Source organism: Lysobacter sp. CA196, assembly GCF_052078695.1.
Lineage (GTDB): Bacteria > Pseudomonadota > Gammaproteobacteria > Xanthomonadales > Xanthomonadaceae > Lysobacter.
Genome location: NZ_JBQJIN010000012.1, coordinates 49,480 through 67,973, shown reverse-complemented (window position 1 = coordinate 67,973; position 18,494 = coordinate 49,480). Strand labels below are relative to the sequence as shown.

Below are 18,494 nucleotides of genomic sequence, written 5' to 3'. Positions count from 1 at the left end.
CTGCTCTCGCATTCGGGGGCTGCGATGCCGGCGTCCGCTTGCTCGAGCGTGCCTAGAATAGGCAGGCACGACGCCGAACCGGAGAGGCCGCTTGTCCGCACCAGACGTCCCATCTCGCGCGAACGCAGGCGATGCGGCGGAAGTGTTCCGGGTGTTCCTGCGTCTCGGCCTGAGCTCGTTCGGCGGGCCGATCGCTCACCTCGGCTATTTCCGCGAAGAGTTCGTGCGCCGGCGCGGTTGGCTCGACGATGCGGCCTTCGCCCACCTGTTGTCGATCTGCCAGTTCCTGCCCGGCCCGGCGAGCAGCCAGCTGGGCTTCGCGATCGGCTTGCTGCGCGCGGGCTGGCGCGGCGCGCTGGCGGCGTTCCTGGCCTTCACCCTGCCCTCGGCGCTGCTGATGTTCGGCTTCGCCCTGTATGCGCCGCAGTTCCTGCACGGCCCGATGGGCACCGCCGTGATTCACGGCCTGAAGCTGGTCGCGGTGGTGGTGGTGTCGCACGGTCTGCTCGGCATGGCGCGATCGTTGACCCCGGACCTGCTGCGCGTGGCGATCGCCGTGGGCGCCAGTGCGCTGGTGCTGCTCGGCGGCGACGCAGGGTGGCAGTTCGTCGCCATTCTCGGCGGCGGCCTCGTCGGTGCGCTGCTGTGCCGCCCCGCGGCATTCGACCGGGCAGCGACGCTGCCCTTGCGTTACGGACGCCGCCTCGCCGGCGTCTGCTTCGTCGTGTTCCTGTCGGCGCTGGCCTGCTCGTTGATTCCCTCGGGCGCCGCACCCTCGCTGCGCGGATTGGCCGGCGCCTTCTATCGCGCCGGCAGCTTCGTGTTCGGCGGGGGCCACGTGGTGTTGCCTTTGCTCAAGGACGAAGTCGTGGTCGCCGGCTGGATCGGCACGGATGCGTTTCTCGCCGGATACGGTGCGGCGCAGGCGATGCCCGGCCCGATGTTCACCCTGGCGGCCTATCTCGGCGCCAGCGTCGACCTCGGCCTGCCGCCGTGGCTGGGCGCCGGCGTCGCCTTGGCGAGCATTTTCCTGCCCGGGTTTCTGTTGCTGACCGCGGCCTTGCCGGCCTGGAGCGCGCTGGTCAGCCGCCCCTGGGCGGCGCGAAGCGTGGCCGGCATCAATGCCGCCGTGGTCGGCCTGCTCGCGGCCGCGCTGTACGACCCGGTCTGGCGCGAAGGCGTGACCGGGCTGGCCGACGCCGTAATCGTCGCGGTCGGCTGGCTCCTGGTATGGCGACTGCGGCTGTCCGCCGTGTGGGCGCTGGCCTGGTGCGTCGGCGCGGCAGTGGCCGGGTCGTTGCCGATCGGCCCCCTGGCTTGAGCAAGGGGCGGTTCTGGCCCGGCGATGCCGCAGGCGCGAAACTGACCGGTCTTCCAAGCCTCGACCGGAGTGCGCGATGAAGCAGTTCCTGGCCGTCTACCTGGGTTCGGCGGAAGCCTGCGAGCGCTCCGAATGGAGCAAGGCACCCGACCACGCCCGACGCAAACAACTCGAACAGGCCGGCATGAACGCCTGGGGTGCGTGGGTCGGTGCGCATCGGGCCAGCATCGTCGACCTCGGCACGCCGCTCGGCAAGACCAAGCGCATCGACGCCCACGGCATTTCCGACATCAGCAACCGGCTCACCGCCTATACCGTGATCGAAGCCGAGTCGCATGAAGCGGCGGCGAGCCTGTTCGAGCGGCATCCGCACTTCACGATCTTCCCCGGCGACTCGGTCGAGGTCATGGAGTGCCTGCCGTTGCCGGACCCGACGGCCGAGTGATCACGACCTGAATCGCGCTCGACCCCGCCGGATCACGGCCAGCGCGCGACGCAGATACAACGGACACCCGTGGCGACGCGACGGGCGTCCGCTTGCGACGGCTTGCCGCCTGCTCAGTTGACCGTGCAGCTCAGGGTGATCGTCACCGTGGCGGCATTGGCCAGCGCGCCCAGGGCGATACCGGTGTCCAGTGCGGCCATGGTCAGCGGGCCGGCAGGACAGGCGCTGCCGGTGCACACCGCAGGCGCAGTGCAGGTCAGCCGGCTGCGCCCGGCGATCGGGTCGCGGACGATCGCGCCGGTCACCGCATCCGGGCCGGCGTTGCTCACCACGATCGTGTAGAGGGTGGTCGCCCCCGATGCCAGAGTGTCGCCGCTCTGGTCGACGTTTCCGTTGACGCCCGGCGTGTTGGTCTTGGTGATGGTCAGGTCCGCACGCGGCAACCGGGTATTGCTGAAGGTGCAGGTGAGGTCGTCGGCGGCGACCGGCGTCAGGGTGAAACTCGTTGCCGATCCGCTCGGCGTCTGCCCACCCACTCGCGCATTCGTGCAGCTGTAAGTCGTGGAGTAATCGCTGAGCACGGTGGTGCCGGCGGCGGTTTCCGACAAGGTGTACACGCTGCCGGCGGTGCCGGCCGTCAAGGTCGCGGTGCCGGTCGCAGTGTTGCCGGTGCCGGTCGTCGCGACCGAGATCGGGCCGCCCGCACCTGCGATGCTCAAGTTGAACTGGTTGGTCGCCAGGACGCGGCCGTTCGGCAGCGCCTTCTGCAGGCGAATGATCGGCTGCACCCACTGGATGATCACTTCGCCGTTGCCGGCGACCGCGCCCTGAGCGGCCGCGGCCGCACCGCCGCGACCGATGCCGGCGCTGTACAGCGCATGCGCGGTTTGCGGCGGCGCCGCGGTCGAGGCCGCGGTGTAGGTAGGCGCACTGCCGACGGTCAGCGTGCCGCCAGCGACCGATCCGCTCAGAAAGCCGGAGCCACCGCCGCCCGGGCCGTCGTAACCCGAGGTCGGCGCCACCGGATTGTTCTCGTTCTGCGCGCCGCCGCCGCCGCCGCCGAACCAGCCGCCGCCACCGCCGCCACCGCCGCCACCGCCTTCGTATTCGAAGGGCGTACCGTTCGCGATCACCGGCCAACAGCCGTCGCCGCCGCGGAACTGCAGACCGGCGCTGATCACCGAAGCGTTCGGGTTGAGACAGGAGGCCAAGGGCCCGGCCGCGCCGCCTGCGAGTTGGGTGCCGCCCTTGCCGCCGTAGATCGAGGTGCCATCGCTGCCGCTGCTGCCGCCGCCGGCGCCGGCCAGGGGCCGGTTCGGCGCGGCCGGTTGGTCGGTCCAGAACGCCGAGCCGCCACCGCCGCCGGCGATGATCAAGGCGTTGAGCAAGACGAATTCGCTGCCGCTCCACAGGCCGCTCATGCCGCCGCCGGAGGAACCGTTACTGCCCGGGTTGGCGGCCGGATCGTGGTTGCGGCCGGGCGCACCGGCGCCGCCGCCGCCGTAGGTACGCGCGGTGCCGGTGGCGACACCGCCCTGGCCCACGGTCACCGTCAACGTACCGCCAGGCGTGACCGTAACGGTGCCGTCGGCATAGCCGCCGGAACCGCCGCCCGCGGCATTGCCGCTCGCGGCCATCGAACCGCCGCCGCCGGCGCCCCACATCGTCGTTCGGACCTGAGTGACGCCGGTGGGTACGGCAAACGACTGCGAAGCGCCCGAATAGGTGTAGCGCAGACAATGGGTGTAACCGGCCTGCGGCGTACAGGACACCGCAGCGGCTTGCGCGCCGCCGAAGCTTCCCAGCAGGAATAATCCTGCCGCGACTGCATAGCGCCTGAGGTCCAACTGCTCGATTTGCGGCATTACTGCTTCTCCTGCGATTGCTTGCGAGAGCCGGCTCGGGCCGGACGCCCAGGCGCCGGGCCGTGCACTCGTGGTCCTGGTGCGGGGCCCCTGGCTCATGGCTTGAGGCATCCCGCGAGCGAAGCCGCATTCGCCTTTCGTCTCGGCGATCCGCTCTACGGGTCGCGAGTCTCGAGCCGGGGTATCCATGCGATCGATGGCGGTCGCGAGCCATCGCCCTGTTTCGAATCGGAATCGGTGTTCGTTGGCGCCGGGTCTGCCGCCGTCCACAGCCGCGCGCGCCTGAGGCTTCGCGCTGCTTGCCGGCGCAGACGTCAGGGTCGGGAATCGCTGCGCTTCGGCGGCGGCTTGGCGCTGTCAGCCGGCACCGGCTGAAGCACTCGGCAGCCCTCAAAGATGGCTAACCCGTTCATTTTTATGACTGTGCTTTTCGAGAGGCTCGTGGTCGAGGGGTTACTGACCGTTTGCAAAATTTGTGCCATCAGTCACATTTTTTAGAATGAACCATCGCGAACACTCCGCCGGCCGAGGAGCGCCCTAAAACGTCAAATCCATCCAAAAAAAGTCACGTTCTGACCTCGCTCTCGAAGGCGTAAGTCGTTCAGATTCATGACTTTCTTGGCCGATGAAGCACCGGCAGGGCGATCGGCACCGACCGGCCGCCTGCGCACGCCGCCGGTCGCATCGAGGCGCCGCCGAGTTCGTCGCTATGAGTATTCGAGGCAGGGTCCGTCGGGCCGGCGCGGTACCGCCGTCCGACCCGCGATCGCGCGACGACGGTCAGCCACCGGCGGGCTTCGCGCCAGCCGGAGCGGATTGGATTGGATTGGATCGGGTCTTCAGAAGGCGGCGGTCAGATCTCGCTTGCGCAACGGCGCAAGGCTTCGATATCGCCGTCGACGATGCGCTGCAGGTGCCGGGTGATCTTCTCGACCGGCCAATCCCACCAGGCCAGCGACTCCAGGGCGGCGATCTCCTCGGGCGCGAAACGCTGCCGGATCGGCTTGGCCGGATTTCCGCCGACGATGGTGTAGGCCGGAACGTCGGCGACGACGACCGAGCGCGACGACACGATCGCACCGTTGCCGATCCTGACGCCGGGCATGATCAAGGCCTCGAAGCCGATCCAGACGTCGTGGCCGATTACGGTATCGCCCTTGTACGGCAGTTCGTCGGCTTGGGGCATGACGCGTTCCCAACCGTGTCCGAAGATCTGGAACGGATAGGTCGATATGCCCGAAAGCTTGTGGTTGGCGCCGTTCATGATGAACTTGACGCCGCGCGCGATGGCGCAGAACTTGCCGATGATCAGCTTGTCGCCGATGAACGGAAAGTGGTACAGCACGTTGCGCTCGAAGTTTTCCGAGTCTTCCGGATCGTCGTAGTAGGTGTAGTCGCCGACGACGATGTTCGGATTCTTGATGGTGTTCTTGATGAAACACACCTGCGCAAACCCATCCATCGGATGAGCCTGTTCCGGACTGGGACCTTGCAAGACGAACTCCTTGGCGATCGTTGGACACCGCGCCTATGCGCGCGGACATGCTGGGCGATGGCAAGCCGGACGTCAGCGCTCGAACGCCATACCGACCGACGCCGGCGCAGTGAGCTCGAAGCCGTACTGCGCGTACAGATGCCGCGCCTCGCCATCGGCGATCAAACTGACGTAGGCGGTTTCCGGCGCATGCTCGCGCAAATAGGCGGAGATGTCCTGCATGATCCGCTTGCCCAGGCCCCGGCCCTGATGGCTCGGCAACACCGCGATATCCACGACCTGATAGAAACAACCGCCGTCGCCGATCACCCGGCCCATGCCGATCGGCGCGCCGTCGCCGAGAATCTGCACGGCGAACAGACTATTGGCCAGGCCGCGTACCGCAGCGAGTTCGCTTTTCGCGCTCAGGCCGGAGCCGACGCGGAGCATGCGGTACACCTCGACGGACGGAGTTTCGTGGATCGCGGTATAGACGGTCATCGGGCTCTCGACAATGGGTGAATGGCGCAGCACACCGGACTCGCGCTCGGCATCGCAATTCGATGGCGGCCCCGGCGCGAACGCATCCGGTTGCGATATCCGCGGGCGCCAATGCTATCGCCGCGCACCGAAATAGCGCCCGGCCTACGCGCCACTTCGCGCAAAAATCACGAATCGACCGTCGGATGAGCCCAAGACGCAAGGATTTTCCGGTATTTGGCGTAATCGCCGGCGTTCGGTACTCTTGCCCCAGCCACCCCCGGAACCGATATGCCAAACCTCGCTTCGATCCTCAAAGACGAAATCGCACGTATCTCACGCAAGGAATGCCGCCGCCTCGTCGACCCGCTGAAGAAGCAGGTCGCCACCCAGCGCCAGGACATCGCCTCGCTCAAGCGCGAACGCGACAGTCTCAAGCGTGAGGTCGCAGCGCTCAGCAAGGCACTCGGCAAGTCCGGCAACAAGGCCGTCGCGGCCAAGCCGCAAGCCGAAAGCGAAGGCCGTCATCGTTTCTCCGCCGCCGGCCTGCGCACCCTGCGCAAGAAACTGGGCGTGTCCGCGGAAGAATTCGGCAAGCTGATCGGCGCCAGCGGCCAGTCGGTCTATAACTGGGAACAGGAAAAAGCGCGCCCGCGCCAGGCCCTGCTCCAGCAGATCGCGGCCCTGCGCGGCGTCGGCAAGCGGCAGGCGCAGAAGTTGCTCGAAGCCGCCTGAGCACGTTCGGGGAGATCGATGCAGGGCATCCTCCCCGATGCTCCGATCAAGCGTATCTCGCCCTCGCGACGCCGACGCTCGCGCCGGCGAACCGCGACGGGCTTATTTGCCCGGCCTGAGACTCGCGACCGAGCGGTTATGGCTGACCAGCCGCAGCAAGCCGTGCCGCAACAGGCCCGAGGCATCGAAGCCGTGGCTGTCGACGTCGACCACGAAGCGCGGCTTGAACCACAGCGCGCCGGGTATCTCCTTGACGTCCGGGCTCACTGTGACCGTCGGCTTGCTTGTGCCGCCTTTCAGGCGCGACGCCACGTCCGTCGCCAGCGCGCTGGCGAAATCGCCGCGCGCCTGGCCGGCGTAATGCCAGGCCGCCTTGCCTTTCGGTTGCGCGAGCAACAGCGAATCGAAACCGCGATGCGCATGGCGCAGACCGGGCAAGGTGTAACCGACCACGGCGAACTGGCCCGACTGCAGCAGACGGGTCTTGCGCCAATCCGGACTGCATCCGCGCATATAGGACGCGAAGGCACGCTTGGAAATCAGGCCGTCGAAGCATTGGTTGACGGTTACCGCCCGCGCGATGTCGCCATTGCCGAGAATGTGGCTGCTATAGCCCAACGCCCGCGGCGCCTGCCGCAGCAGATGTTCGAGCACCGCCTTGCGATCGACCAGGGGAGCGCGTTCGATGCCGATCCCGTCGATATGCAACAGATCGAACAGCATGTAGGTCAACGGCTCGGAGCGCTCTCCCGACAACACCGCCTGCAACGCGGCGTAATCGACCTCGGCTCCGGCGCCGACTATCAGCTCGCCGTCGAAGGCGGCCGAGTGCAGGCCAAGGCGCTCCAGTGCGTCGACGATGTCGGGAACCCGTTCGGTCCACTCCGCGCCATCGCCCGACCATAGCCGCGCACGACCATCGGCGATCACCGCGAGCAAGCGATCGCCGTGCCATTGCAGTTCGTGCAGCCACTTGCCGTCGTTCGGCGGCGACGGCCCGGCCACGGCGCGTTGCGGCTCGAAGGCTTCGGCGGGCCATTCGGCCGGCCTCGCACCGAGCAGCAGACTGGCCAGGCCGGCCCAATCGATCCTGCTCCGCTCGACCTCGACGACCGGCTCGATCCGTCCGGAAATATCGATGATGGCCGGCGCCATCGGCCGCGGATCGCGCCGCACTTCGGTAACCGACCCGCGGTTGGAGGAACGTCCGCTATGGAGCGAGCGCGGCTCCGCGGGATGCGATTCCGACCGAACGCGGTCCCGATCGTTGCCGGGCCGGGAAGGTGCGTGCTCGTTAGTGCCCAATGCGCTCGCTCCCTGCGGTCGGCGCGGTTACCGCGTCGTGGATGTCGGCTATCCGCACGATGGCGGCGAAGCCGGCGCGGCGAGGCCGCAATGAACCGCGCCGCAAGTCGCCACCGCGGCGACACTCGAACGATCCGCGACTGCGTCGGTCGCACCGATGGCGACGCGTCGCCGCACTCCTGCGTTGCAATCGCGTCGCCATGAGATCCCCTCGCAAGCCCGGGTCTCGGATCGGCCGCATCGACGACCACTGCCTCTGATTACGCTTATACGCTTACCCGGGAAACGCGACCACTACCGACGCGGACGGCTTCGCAAACATCGACGTGCGTCAAACTAATGAGCGCATTCACTTCGACGTGCGGCTCACAAGCGGTCGTCACTCGTTCTTGACACGGGTGGCCAGTCGACGTTCCCTTGCCATCGCGTTCGCCGCGGCCCGCCGCGATGGACGCGCCCGCCTACACGCTCTGGTCGGTGAAACCGTGCCGGGCCGCGAGCTTGCTCAAGGAAATCGCGCCGCGCAGGCCGAGCTTCTTGTAGACGCGCGAGCGGATGGTGCGCACGGTGGTCTCGTCGACCCGCAGCACTTCGGCGATCTGCCGGGTCGTGTACTCCTGCACGGTGAGCGCGGCGACTTCCTTCTCGCGCGCGCTCAGGCGCCGGAACGGCGACAGGCCGAGCAGGACGTTGCGCGGCAAGGCATCGTCGACGAACTCGTGCCCGGCCGCGACCTGGCGGATCGCGTACACCAGTTTGTGCGCGCTGCTGGCCTTGGTCAGATAGCCGCGCGCGCCGGCATCGAACAGCAGCCGCGGAATCGAACTGTCGTCGAGCCCGGACACGATCAGGACTTTGCGCTCGGCGTTCTCGTGCAGCAGCTTGCGGGTCAGGCGCAGACCGTCGGTATCGGGCAGGACGAAATCGCACAGCACCACATCCACGGCGAGCTGCGGAATCGCCGCCAGCGCTTCGGCGCCGTTACCGGATTCGCCGACGACATGAATGTCGGTTTCCCGCTCGATGATCGAGTGCAAGCCTGTCCTGAGCACCGGATGGTCGTCGACGACATAGATCCGAATCATTCCGATCCTCTAGCAAATCCATAGATCGGGGCCGCCGATACTCCAGTGCTGATCTTGCGGAACGACCGATGCGCTCTGCGCATCGATAGGCAACACAGGTCCTTCAATCCGAAGCCCTCGAAGTGTGGATGACGAGAATGCAAGAAGCAAAATGTTCTATCCCACACATTACAGCGCAGCGATATCGATGGCGATGCAGCGATCGCAACCACAGGTTTCGCAATATGTTTCGAAACCGACTCGGTGGCTACAAAACCTCTTCGTTCGTCTACAAATGTGGACTAGCGTCCACAACGATTTATCGATAACGCATTCTGGGTCGCGCATCCGTATGCGATAGTGGCTGCGTATTGGGGCGGTGCCGATGCGAATGTTCCGCGCGACCGCATCGGGCGTCGCTGACGCGACCGGAGGCAGGCCGCAAATACTCGATGCACAATGTTTCGCATGGCGCCGCCGGCAAGGTTTTGCAGTCGATCGGGCAGGAAGGGAATCGCAATGAAGTTCGCAAGCACAGGAAGCATCGCCAGGGCGCGCCCCTGGTCCGTGGCGTTACTGATCGTCGGCAGCTTGGCGGCCGCCGACGCCAGCGCCCAATTGGTCGTCAACGATCCGATCAACCTCACCGCGCAGATGCAGCAGATCGCCAAGGACGCGGTCGAGTTCGGCAAGGAGGCCAAGCGCTGGAACGACACCTACAGCCACTATCAGCAACAGCTGATCAAACTGCAGCGCCTGAACTTCAGTTCTCCGCAGATGAGCGACACGTTTCCGCTGCGTCCCGACGACTACGGCATGCAGGACATGTGCCCGGCCGGAAGCGAAGGCGGCGTGCGCGAGCGTATGACCGGCCTGCTGCGGCAGATCGCGCCGAAGCTGGAGGGCAACATCGTCGAAGAACAGAAGGCGATCTGCCAGCGCATGGTCCTGGCCGAGAACGCCAAGTACAACGAATCGGTGCGGATGTTGAAGACGTTGATCCAGCGCAACCAACAGTTCCAGCAGATCGAAGCGCAGCGCGACGGCGCGAGCTCCAGCCAGGGCGCCCTGGCCGCCAACGACAACGAGGCGCAACGCTTCCTGGTGCGCACCTCGATGGACCTGGATTACTGGCAGGCGCGCATGAAAGCCTATAACGACTACATCGAATCGTTGAAATGGGACCAGTCGCGCCTGGCCAAGCGCGCGCTACAAGGCAATCGCGGTTCGCTGCTCGGTCAGGTAGTGCAGGCCGCAGCGCTCAAGGCGGCACTCTCGAAGTAAACCTAGCAAGCCGGCTCGCGATCACGCGACCCGGCCGCAGCGACTCCAGGGGAAGGCGATGCACGGGTTCAACGGATTGAACGGACTGGTCGATTGGATCGACCCTCATTGCCAGTCGGGCATCGGCGATTTCGTCTTGTTCCAGCTGGTCAACGACTACCTGACCGAGCGCATCGACGAGTTCGGCCTGGAGCTGATGGGCAGGACCATGACCTGGGCCAGTAGCATCGCCCTGGTCCTGGTCACCTTGTGGATCCTGCTGATGGGTTATCGCATCGTCACCGGGCAGCTGCGCGAACCGATGATGGCGCTGGTCGCCAACGCGACGCGCATCGCCCTGATCGTCGGCGTGGCAACGACGATGTCGTTCGGCGGCAGCGATCTGCACCGCTACCTGACCTACGACCTCGACCGGGAAATCCACGGCCTGTTCTCCGGCCGCAGCGGCAAGACCACCGCGCAGAGCATCGACGAAAACCTCGCCTACACCCAGCTCGCGATGAGCGCGATCGACGCGGTCCAGATCGTCCCCGGCGATCCCGAGCTGCACGACCGCAAGGCGCGTGCGGTGTTGTTTGCCGGAGTCGGGGCGGCGAGCCCGGCGATGTCGGCCGGCGCGATGCTGCTGATGTTCAAGTTCGCCATCGCGCTGTTCATCGGCCTGGGGCCGTTGTTCATCCTCTGCCTGATCTTCGAGCAGACCAAGGACCTGTTCCGCCGCTGGCTGATGTACGGCATCGGCACCCTGTTCTCGATGGCGATGCTGAGCGTGGTGACCGGCATGTTGCTGGAGCTGATGGCGCGCGTGTCGGCGGCCCTGTGGGTAGCGAAGATCGGCGCGATCTGGGGCGTCGATGCCGAGGGCATCAGCAACCAGGCCATGCAGCAGGGCGGGCTCGGCCTGATCATGACCGTGGTCATCATTACCGTACCCCCGTTCGCGGCCAACTTCTTCCAGGGCACCCTGGGGGGTTTCATGCAGTTTTCGGCGTTCGGGAGTGGGGCTTCGGGGCAAGCTGGCATGGCTGGAGCTGGGGCTGGGGCTGGGGCTGCGCAAGCTGCGCCTATAGCCAAACCAAGAGGCGAAGATGAAAGAGCCTCCTCCCTGACAAGCTCTTTTAATAGCGTCGGCACTCGCGTTTCGGGCGCTGCAACCGTGTCCCACGACGGTCCGACCGGCATTCAGGATCAGATCAAACGAGGCTGACCATGAAGACTTCCCTTATCGTTCTTAGCATCGTCCTATTTGGCATGCATGACCACGCGGCCGCAGAAGGCGGTTGCCCCGCCGGCATGATTCCCTACTCGGGCACGTCGACCTCTTCATGCGGCCCGATACCCTCGGGTCCAAGCGGCTCTTGGCTACCAACTGCCAAATGGAAGAATCGCTGGGGTGCGGTGGCGGGCGACGATGCCAGGGGCGTGATCGGCGCGGTGACCGACCTGCCGAGCAAACGAGAGGCGAAGCAGGCCGCCATCGACAATTGTCGCAGCCGTGGTGGCGTCGATTGCACATTGACCGTCGCCTACGTCAACCAATGCGTCGTCATCGTCGCTAGCACCACCCGCTACGCTGCGGTCCATGCCGAAAGCGCTGAAATCGCGGCTGAAATGGGCATGAAGTCCTGCGAAAAGAAGAAGGATGGCGAGTGCCGGCTCTACTACGCGGGTTGCAGCCTACCCGTGCGAGTTCGTTGAGAATGGAGAGGAAACCTTCAAGCAAAAGCACTCGTACCCGGCAGCTTGGGCATCGACTTAGAAACCGACTATGACGACTCGATTTCTACCTTCACTCTTGCTAGTTGTTTCAGGCTATGCCCACGCGGACGGCGGTTGCCCCGCAGGCATGATCCCTTACTCGGGCATATCGACTTCGTCGTGCGGCCCGATACCCTCGGGCCCGGGCGGCTACGGGCTACCCACCCCGAAATGGAAGAACAGTTGGGGCGCGGTCGCAGGGGATGACGCCAAGGCAGTAGTCGGTGCGGTGACCAATCTGCCCAGCAAGCGAGAGGCTATTAAGGCGGCCATCGAGAATTGCCGCAGTCGGGGCGGCGTCGACTGCACTCTGACGGTCGCCTACGTCAATCAATGCGTGGTGGTGGTCACCAGCAATACCCGCTATGCGGCTATCAATGCAAAGACAGCGGAACTCGCCGCCGAGATAGGCCTGAAAGACTGCGAAACCAAGAAGGACGGCGAGTGTCGGCTTTACTACGCAGATTGCAGCCGACCGGTACGAGTTCGCTGACGGCGCCACCCCAATGCACAGGACGAAGGAACGTTCATGCCCATGATCCGGCCAACATCGAGTCCCCGGGATTGGTTCGCCGAGGTCCGTTCGATCGAGAACGCCTCGCTGTCGGCGCTGATGATCTTCATCGTCGCGGTGGCTTTGGCGATGATCGGCATCCGCGCCGGCGCCGAGCCGCTGACGCAGCTGGCGCGCTGGGTCGCGGCCGCGTCGGCGCTGTTGCACGTCTGGGCCGCGCTGTCCGGAACGCGGCTGGCGATGTCGGCCCGGCGCCACCTCATGGCGCGCTGGGGACGCACGCGCTCGGCGCGGCTGGCGCCGCTGCGTCGCGGCCTGCGCAATGCGGCGGCCGGCCTGATCGCGGCCTGGGCGGTCGCGGTGTTGTTCGTGCTGATGGTGCCGTTCATGCGCCTGCCCGTGCATATTCCCGACGCCGGCCTGATCTACGCCTTCTCGATCGTCGCTTCGAGCATCCACGCGATCTTCGGCACGGCGCTGTACCGGCAGCTGGCGTATCGGCTGCAGGAGACGCGCCGATTGCCCGCGGCTGGCGCTATTCGCCTGTAGGTCCAGCATCGGTCGGCGGCTACCGCGTCGCCGGCCCTATCGCGTCGCCCGGCCGGAGGTTCGCGGTCGCGGTGACCGGAGGAAATTCCTGTGGGACGACGCTCCTGCCGGGGCAGCGCATCGTCGTGGACGCATGGTCCCTGCCCTTTCGACGATGCCCTCAGTCGTTCGCGACCCGCAGACGCAAACGGGCGGCTTCCAGCTCGTAGGCGAAGCCGTCGCTGCCGTCGCCGAGGTAGCGCCAGACCGGCCGCAGCACGGCTTCGGCCTTGAGCAGGACTTCCTGAAATTCGGCCTCGGGCTCGGACAGGTAGGTGATCGCGCCGCCGGCGCCGAAGGCGATCGTGGCGCCGTCGTAGGACAGGGTGCGGATGCCGATGTTGAGGTCGGCCACGCGGTTGTAGCCGAGATAGCCGATCGAACCGCAATAGACGCCGCGCGGGCTGCGCTCCAGGCGGTCGATGATTTCCATGGTGCGCTTCTTCGGCGCGCCGCTGATCGAGCCGCCCGGAAAAGTCGCGCGCACCAGGTCGATCAGGCTGGAATCGGGGCGCAACTGCGATTCCACCGTGCTGACCAGCTGGTGCACGGTGCGGTAGCTCTCGACCACGCGCAGCTCGGGCACCTCGACGGTGCCGGCGACCGAAACGCGGTTGAGGTCGTTGCGCATCAGGTCGACGATCATCAGGTTTTCGGCGCGGTCCTTGACCGACTCGGCCAACTCGCGCGCATAACGCGCATCGAGTTGCGGGTCGTCGGAACGGCGCGCGGTGCCTTTGATCGGCTTGGTCTGGATGCGGCCGCTGCGGTCGACGCGCAGGAAACGCTCCGGCGAGGTGCTCAGCACGGCGATGCCGCGGCCGCGCAGGAAGGCACCGAACGGCGCGGCGTTGCCGCGGCGCATCTGCCGGTACAGCGCGTAGGGGTCGAGCTCGGCGCGGAAACGGAAATGATTGGTCAGGCAGACCTGATAGGTCTCGCCGTCGACGATGGCACGCTGGCATTCGCCGATCGCGGCCAGGTAATCGTCGCGTCCGAGATCCATCTCGACCTCAAGCCGCTGCAAGCCTCGCGAGGGCACCGCGGCATCGTCGCTGCGCGCCTGTCTCGCCGCGACAGCGACGGTTTCGATCCAGGCCTCGGCCTCGTCGATCTTGTCCTCGTACGTCGCCGCTACGGCCCAGGCCCGCCCGGTGGCGTGATCGAAGGCGAGGAAGCGTCGCACCCGCATCCATAGCGCATCGGGGTTTGGATGGCCTTCGCCGCGGTCGCCGTCGAACAGCGCCTTCATCTCATAGCCCAGGAAACCGACGAATCCCCCGCGGAAGTCGAAGGGCAATCGCTTGCCGTCTTCCGCCATGCCGTCTTCGATGACGACCTCTTCGAGCTCGCGCTCGATGCCTGCGAGCAAGCCTTGCCCGCGGCTCAGCGCCGCATCGTCCTCGTCGATCCGGTAAGCGAGCAGATCGGCATCGTCGACCGCGCCCATGAACGAGCAGCCGGCGCTGTGGTCGAGCGCGACCTGGCTGTCGAGCCAGAACGCGTTGTCGCGGCCGGCGAACAAGGCCGAGAACACCGCCTCCGGGTCGCCGACGCCGTCGAGCGGCCGGCAGACCGCGCGCAAGCTGCGCGCAGGATGGGTCGGGCCGGTGTCGGACGCCGTGGCCGGCTTCGCTTGGTCGAGCGTGGCTGCGACGGGCACCGGCTCGATGGGCGCCGGCTCGACGGGTATTGGCTCGATGGGTGCCGATGCTGCCGAGGGCAGCGCCAGGCTCAGCAACGGGCGTCGTCGATGACGATGGGCGAGGTCGCGGAAGTTCGCGATCAGGTCGATGCCGTGTTCGGTCAGGATCGATTCGGGATGGAACTGCACGCCCCATTGCGGCAGGAAGCGATGGCGCAGGGCCATGATCAGGCCGGGGTCGGCATGCGCCGTCGCGACCAGCTCGGGCGGCAGCGGCGAGGCCACGATCAGTGAGTGGTAGCGGATCGCCTCGAACGGCGTCGGCACGCCGGCGAACAGGTCGCTGCCGTCGTGGTGCACGGCGCAGGCGCGGCCATGGAACGGCACCGGCGCATGGACGATGCGGCCGCCGTGGGCATGGGCGATACCCTGGAAGCCCAGGCAAACGCCGAGCAAGGGCAATCCGCTACGGGCGATGGCCTGGCGCGAGACATGCACGTCGGCCTCGCGGGTCACGCTGCCCGGCCCGGGCGAGATCACCACGCAGTCGAAACGGTGGCGGGCGCTCAGCCCGTCCCAGTCGTCCTCGTCGTTGTGGACCACGATCGGCGCTTCGCCGAACGCCCGGCCGATCAGGTCGGCGAGGTTCCAGGTGAACGAGTCGTAATTGTCGATCAACAGGCAACGCATGATCCGGTCATTGTCTTACAAGTCGCCGCCGGCGCGTCCGCGCGCGGCGGTGGCGGGATCAGCCCGGCCGGCGCACGCAGGCCACGGTGCGCACCTCGCCCTCGGCGATCAGGTAGTGGGCGGCGTACTCGGCGCCGGACGCCACCGTGGCCGACAGCTCTTCGGTCGCGGCGAACATGATGCGCTCGGCCTCGATCCGCACGATCCGCATCGCCTCGAAGCCGAAGAAACGGCCGACCTGGGGATACAAGGCCTTGTACAGGCTCTCCTTGGCCGAGAACACCACCGCCAGGCCGAGGGTGAAATCGGGGAAGTGGCTCTGCACCGCTTCCTCTTCGGCCGCATCGACCACTTCGCGGCGGATGTCGGCGGCCATGCCGGGCTGCAGACTGCCTTCGATGTCGATGCCGAGCCCGAGCACCTCGGGGTCGGTCGAGGCGATGCAGACCGCGCGGTCGCCGGCATGCGAGATCGAGGCGACCACGCCGGCGGGCCACACCGGTTCGCGGTTCGGGCCGATGGCGATGTCGGCACCGGCGACACCGAGCGCCGCCAGCGCACGCTGCGCGCAGATGCGCCCGGCCAGGTAGTCGCTGCGGCGCTTGGACACGGCGCGGGCGAACTGGGCCGGGAAATGCACGCCGTGGCGTTCGTAGAGCTCGTCGCGGTACATCGAGGCGCGGAACCGGCAGCCGTAACCGCTCAGCCGCTTGCCCTCGGCCTCGCACTCGAACGTCGAGGCGGCGAACAAGAAACCGTCGTCGGCGCCGGGCAACTTATCGGACGCCATGACGCGCGCCTCCGCTGCGGATCGGTGCGGGGGCGACAGGCGGCATCGCGGCGAGACGGCGGCTCGACGCGCAGTGCGGACGACCTTGGCTCATGAAAGGCTCGGTTCGGACGGATTTGCAGCCCGTATGTTCGATCGCTCGAACCGACGGGGCATGAGGATCGCACATGGACGCGCCGCGCGCGCGGCGCGAGGCCGCCGTGCTCAAACGCGAAAGGCGGCCGCCCACCCCACGTCGCGAACGGCCCGCCATGGCGGGCCGCTCGCGCTCGCTCGCTCAAGCCCCGCTTAAGCCAAGCTCTGCTTCAGCCAAGCCCCACTTCAGCCGGGCCTGCTTCAACCGCGCCCGCGTCAGTTGACGTTGGCTGCGCTCCAGGCCCGCGCCACCGCGTTCTGCTCTGGCGAACCGGCGCCGTACAGCTCCGCCGCGGCGGCCAGGGTCGCGGCGCGCGCCTGCGGATAGCTGGTGCTGGAGGTGAACTTGGTGGTCAACGCGCGATACCAGATCTTGCCGGCCTTATCGCGACCGATGCCGACGATGCCGGTATCGCCGTTGCAGACCAACTGGGCCGGAGTCAGGCCCGAACCGGCCGGCACCACCGCGCCTTCGGCGACCAGGTAGAAGAAGCGGTTGCCGACCCCGGAGGTGTAATGCGGGTCGTGGATGCCGCCGGCGCCCAGGTTCGGGTCGAAGCCGCCGGCGATGTAGCAATTGAACGATTTGCCGTCGACGCCCTGGTTGTACATGTCGCGGAAGGCGAGCCCGCCGGTGCGCATGATCTCGCCGATGCGGTAGTCGCCGGGGTCGGCCGGGTTGTTGGCGTAGAACTCGACCAGGGTGCCGAAAATGTCGGAATTGGCTTCGTTGAGACCGCCGGCATCGCCCGAATAGGCCAGGTTCGCGGTCGCGGCGTTGACCCCGTGCGACATCTCGTGGCCGGCAACGTCGATGCCGACGATCGGGCCGTAGCCGCGCGAGGCGTCGCCGTCGCCGTAGAACATCACCTTGGTCAGGGCGAAATAGGCCGCGTTGACGCCGGTGCTGGTGCCGTCGGCGCGCTTGAAGTTGGTGTGGGCATAGCTCTTGATGCCGACCCCGTCGTTGTACAGGCCGCTGCGGCCGTGGACGTTCTTGAAATAATCCCAGGTCGCGCCGACGCCGTAGTGGATGTCGGTGGCGACGGTGGCGCGATCGCTGAGCGTGTTGTTGCCCCAGACATTGTCGGTGTCGGTAAACAGGCTCGCGCCCCAGGTCGCGAACAGGATGTCGAACAGGTTCGAGATCGCCGCGCCCTTGGCATCGTAGACGCTGCCGTTGCCGCGGGTGGTGTCGATCAGGTCGAACTTGGTCGCGCTCTTCTGGTCGGTGGCGATACTGAGGTTGCCGTAGTAGAAGGTCTTGCCGGTGCCGACCGCGCCGGCGGTCTGCAAGCGGTCCTGAGCGTCGAGCACCTTGCCGCTGAGCGCATCGACGTAATAGGTGACGAAGCCCGAATGCAGGCGGGTTTCCTCGCCCTGCAGGGTCACCTCGTAGGCGAGCACCGGCTGGGCGCCGCGCGCGTACACCACGAGTTGGTTGCCGTGGACCTGGCTGACCTTGCCGTTGAAGCGGGCGCCGGCTTCGACCGCGGCGTCGTCGCGGCTGATGCGCGCACGCAGGCTGGGACGCTGCTGGCTGCGCAGGGTCAGCTGGGTGGTGGCGAGTCGGCCGCGCCGCGATGTCGTCACCACGTCGCCGCCTATCACGCGCAGGCCCTGGTACGTGCGGTCGAAGCGCACGTGCGTGGTGCCGTCGCGATCGACGACGGTGTCGCGCGCCTCGAATGCGTCCTCGGCAACGCCTTGCACCGCGGCGCCGTGATCGGCGATCAGGCCACGCGCCTGGGTTACCGCCGCCGAGTACTTGAGCTCCGCCGCCTGGCTTGCCGGTGCGACGACGAGGGCCGCTGCGATGGCGAGAAAGAGTCCTTCCAGCTTCAACCGCTTCGAATGGATACGCATGGTTTCCTTACTCCCGAAGTGATGATCGAAACGCCGACCCGCGAGGCGGGCGCCGGCGGGCCACCCAGCCCGCGCTTCGATCATCGACACAATCCAGGAGCGCGAAACGGCTTTTCACGGCCGCAATCACGGCGAAACTGCGGAACAGTTCGGAATTCGTCCAATCGGCGAGGCCGGCGGCGCAACGCGCGATCGGATGTCACCTAGGCAGACGGGCCACAGAAGCGCCGCACTGACGGGTCGGCGAATGCGGCCGGCCAGGCCCCGGATGTGCGCGATAGCGAGCCTCGACGCGATCGGCAACGGCAACGGCAACGGCAACGCAGGTTCACGGTAGGAGCAGCGTAAGTCGCGACCCATGAACTACGGCCGGTGCGGATCGTTTGCAACCGCCGTCGATTTCAGATTCTGCTTTTCGGCTGTCGCTGTGATTTTGATCCGCTTTGCCGCTTGCCGCTTTGCCGGTCAATAGCTGACCCGTAGGGCGGCCCGCATGGATGCGGGCCGTGCGCAAGCAGGCCATGGATGGCCTGTC

General features: G+C 66.7%; 16 protein-coding genes. 8 read left to right on the top strand and 8 right to left on the bottom strand.

Annotated features, from left to right (window positions below):
* Positions 1-91: 91 nt before the first annotated feature.
* Positions 92-1,321: a chromate efflux transporter gene (chrA, locus tag ACTOWK_RS12730; protein WP_441330524.1), complete on the top strand. Its 1,230-nt coding sequence runs from the start codon at positions 92-94 to the stop codon at positions 1,319-1,321.
* Between the two features lie 76 nt (positions 1,322-1,397).
* Complete coding sequence (locus ACTOWK_RS12725) at positions 1,398-1,766, top strand: hypothetical protein (RefSeq protein WP_441330523.1); 369 nt, start codon at positions 1,398-1,400, stop codon at positions 1,764-1,766.
* A gap of 113 nt (positions 1,767-1,879) precedes the next feature.
* Here ACTOWK_RS12725 and ACTOWK_RS12720 read toward each other — a convergent pair whose 3' ends face one another.
* The 3 genes from ACTOWK_RS12720 to ACTOWK_RS12710 all read right to left on the bottom strand — a co-directional run bounded on the left by ACTOWK_RS12720 (position 1,880) and on the right by ACTOWK_RS12710 (position 5,606).
* Positions 1,880-3,631 carry a hypothetical protein gene (locus ACTOWK_RS12720; RefSeq protein WP_441330522.1) on the bottom strand — a complete coding sequence of 584 codons (1,752 nt, stop codon included), beginning with the start codon at positions 3,629-3,631 and terminating at the stop codon, positions 1,880-1,882.
* A gap of 853 nt (positions 3,632-4,484) precedes the next feature.
* Complete coding sequence (locus ACTOWK_RS12715; RefSeq protein WP_441330521.1) at positions 4,485-5,126, bottom strand: Vat family streptogramin A O-acetyltransferase; 642 nt, start codon at positions 5,124-5,126, stop codon at positions 4,485-4,487.
* 72 nt (positions 5,127-5,198) lie between these two features.
* Positions 5,199-5,606 carry a GNAT family N-acetyltransferase gene (locus tag ACTOWK_RS12710; RefSeq protein ID WP_441330520.1) on the bottom strand — a complete coding sequence of 136 codons (408 nt, stop codon included), beginning with the start codon at positions 5,604-5,606 and terminating at the stop codon, positions 5,199-5,201.
* A 270-nt stretch (positions 5,607-5,876) separates the two neighbouring features.
* On the opposite strand from ACTOWK_RS12710, the gene ACTOWK_RS12705 reads away from it, so the two are divergent.
* Positions 5,877-6,320, top strand: coding sequence for a helix-turn-helix domain-containing protein (locus ACTOWK_RS12705; RefSeq protein WP_441330519.1), 444 nt, complete (start codon positions 5,877-5,879; stop codon positions 6,318-6,320).
* A 102-nt stretch (positions 6,321-6,422) separates the two neighbouring features.
* Here ACTOWK_RS12705 and ACTOWK_RS12700 read toward each other — a convergent pair whose 3' ends face one another.
* Both ACTOWK_RS12700 and ACTOWK_RS12695 read right to left on the bottom strand, forming a co-directional pair.
* Positions 6,423-7,475: an ATP-dependent DNA ligase gene (locus ACTOWK_RS12700; protein ID WP_441330518.1), complete on the bottom strand. Its 1,053-nt coding sequence runs from the start codon at positions 7,473-7,475 to the stop codon at positions 6,423-6,425.
* A gap of 611 nt (positions 7,476-8,086) precedes the next feature.
* Entirely contained in the window at positions 8,087-8,710 is a 624-nt protein-coding gene (locus ACTOWK_RS12695) for a response regulator (RefSeq protein WP_441330517.1), read from the bottom strand.
* 642 nt (positions 8,711-9,352) lie between these two features.
* Between ACTOWK_RS12695 and ACTOWK_RS12690 the strand changes: the two genes are divergently transcribed.
* The 5 genes from ACTOWK_RS12690 (at position 9,353) to ACTOWK_RS12670 (ending at position 12,794) form a co-directional block, all read left to right on the top strand.
* Entirely contained in the window at positions 9,353-9,973 is a 621-nt protein-coding gene (locus ACTOWK_RS12690) for a hypothetical protein (protein WP_441330592.1), read from the top strand.
* A 58-nt stretch (positions 9,974-10,031) separates the two neighbouring features.
* Positions 10,032-11,180: a type IV secretion system protein gene (locus tag ACTOWK_RS12685; protein WP_441330516.1), complete on the top strand. Its 1,149-nt coding sequence runs from the start codon at positions 10,032-10,034 to the stop codon at positions 11,178-11,180.
* A gap of 2 nt (positions 11,181-11,182) precedes the next feature.
* Positions 11,183-11,671 (top strand): DUF4189 domain-containing protein, encoded by a 489-nt coding sequence (locus ACTOWK_RS12680; protein WP_441330515.1) that lies wholly within the window; start codon positions 11,183-11,185, stop codon positions 11,669-11,671.
* Positions 11,672-11,741: 70 nt separating this feature from the next.
* Positions 11,742-12,224: a DUF4189 domain-containing protein gene (locus ACTOWK_RS12675; protein ID WP_441330514.1), complete on the top strand. Its 483-nt coding sequence runs from the start codon at positions 11,742-11,744 to the stop codon at positions 12,222-12,224.
* Between the two features lie 36 nt (positions 12,225-12,260).
* The gene (locus ACTOWK_RS12670; RefSeq protein WP_441330513.1) at positions 12,261-12,794 is read left to right on the top strand and encodes a hypothetical protein; all 534 of its coding nucleotides are present in this window, start codon (positions 12,261-12,263) and stop codon (positions 12,792-12,794) included.
* Between the two features lie 160 nt (positions 12,795-12,954).
* Here the strand turns inward: ACTOWK_RS12670 and pabB are convergent, their stop codons facing one another.
* The 3 genes from pabB to ACTOWK_RS12655 all read right to left on the bottom strand — a co-directional run bounded on the left by pabB (position 12,955) and on the right by ACTOWK_RS12655 (position 17,959).
* On the bottom strand, positions 12,955-15,168 hold the full coding sequence (pabB, locus tag ACTOWK_RS12665) for an aminodeoxychorismate synthase component I (protein ID WP_441330512.1): 2,214 nt from the start codon (positions 15,166-15,168) through the stop codon (positions 12,955-12,957).
* 58 nt (positions 15,169-15,226) lie between these two features.
* On the bottom strand, positions 15,227-15,958 hold the full coding sequence (locus tag ACTOWK_RS12660) for a 4'-phosphopantetheinyl transferase family protein (protein ID WP_441330511.1): 732 nt from the start codon (positions 15,956-15,958) through the stop codon (positions 15,227-15,229).
* A gap of 351 nt (positions 15,959-16,309) precedes the next feature.
* Complete coding sequence (locus tag ACTOWK_RS12655) at positions 16,310-17,959, bottom strand: M4 family metallopeptidase (protein WP_441330510.1); 1,650 nt, start codon at positions 17,957-17,959, stop codon at positions 16,310-16,312.
* Positions 17,960-18,494: the final 535 nt, after the last annotated feature.